Origin of the sequence: Stenotrophomonas maltophilia group sp. RNC7 (assembly GCF_030910085.1) — a bacterium.
In the GTDB taxonomy this organism is placed as follows: Bacteria; Pseudomonadota; Gammaproteobacteria; order Xanthomonadales; family Xanthomonadaceae; genus Stenotrophomonas; species Stenotrophomonas sepilia.
Genome location: NZ_JAVFVN010000398.1, coordinates 1 through 1,262, shown reverse-complemented (window position 1 = coordinate 1,262; position 1,262 = coordinate 1). Strand labels below are relative to the sequence as shown.

Genomic DNA, 1,262 nt, shown 5'->3' with positions numbered 1-1,262 from the left:
TCCATCGTTATTTACAAATAAACAGTTTCTAATGAATATATGCATATTATTATTTACTATTTTATTTGGTCGTTTTAATAGTAAAATATGCAATTTCTTATTTTGATTAAATGGACATTCCTTAATTTTATTTATTTCTCTTTTCAATTCATTCTGGTGGGTGACATTACTCAAATCATGCCAAATTAACTCTGGAAATACATTCACATCAAATAGAGTATTTGGATTTTTCTTTATATAATCTTTTAACTTTTTTCTTACTATTTCTTCGTCATCTATTGATGTAAAAACGCTGTTAATCATTCTATCCTCCTTTATAAAAAATAATTAGTCTATCAATTATTAAAAATATGTACTACATTTTTCTTCCTAGAATGCAATATACTCATAATCATCAAATATTTTAAGTAAAATTCAAAAAAAAATTGAAGAATTTTTTCTTCAATTTTTCTTCAATGTTATTCTTTTGGAAAGGAGTGGGATTAGTGACTTCATGATATATTCGGTTGAAATCATATTTTTTGTATTACACTTAATGGCTTTACCATCCTTTGTATAAATATATATAGTATAAAACCCAATTCCAAATGTACTGCGTATATTTTCGATATCATTATATTTAATATTATTATCCTTGTACTTAATATCATTTTTTCGTACTTCCATAAATAATTTGTTTTTATGGAAGATCTGAAATATGTAATAAACCAGCATTACTATACTAATTATTATATCTATCATTCCTACTAACCAATATTGAAGGTTATGTGTATTAACACCTTTATTTGCAGCAATAAAGCCAAGTACTACAAATATAAAAGCTAAAAGTAAATTTCTAAAATTCCTTTTCTTATCAAAGTTTATTCTAAACTCTATTTCTCCTGCTTCTCCTGGCAATAGTTTCTTCTTTTTTGCATTTGTATTTTTATTTCTTTTTATAAGATTTAAATTTACTAACTTCATACATTTCCTCTCCTTTTACTTGTATTTCTCTGTAAAGCTCCTAATTCCTCATGAACTATTATCTACGTACCTAACTAATTTCCTTTAAAATCTTTATTTCACCATTCGCAAATTCTTCTACTAAAACTCTCCTCTTATCTATTACAGCTACATATTCAATTGGTTCATTAAAGTTGTATTCACTAATAAAGTCTAAAAGTCTTCTATACAATTCCAACAATGCAGAGGAATCATGACGTAAGCTTTGATAAAAGGAACCTTCTATTTGAAAAATCTCTATAATGGGTAAATGGTATGTG

At 25.4% G+C, this 1,262-nt stretch carries 3 protein-coding genes; all 3 read right to left on the bottom strand.

The window, feature by feature from the left end; genetic code table 11:
* The coding region (locus tag RCF13_RS06795; RefSeq protein ID WP_308140998.1) for a hypothetical protein at positions 1-303 on the bottom strand (303 nt) is incomplete at its 3' end.
* 138 nt (positions 304-441) lie between these two features.
* Entirely contained in the window at positions 442-963 is a 522-nt protein-coding gene (locus RCF13_RS06790) for a hypothetical protein (RefSeq protein WP_308140997.1), read from the bottom strand.
* Between the two features lie 70 nt (positions 964-1,033).
* A partial coding sequence (locus RCF13_RS06785) for a hypothetical protein (RefSeq protein ID WP_308140996.1) occupies positions 1,034-1,262 on the bottom strand: 229 nt, incomplete at its 5' end.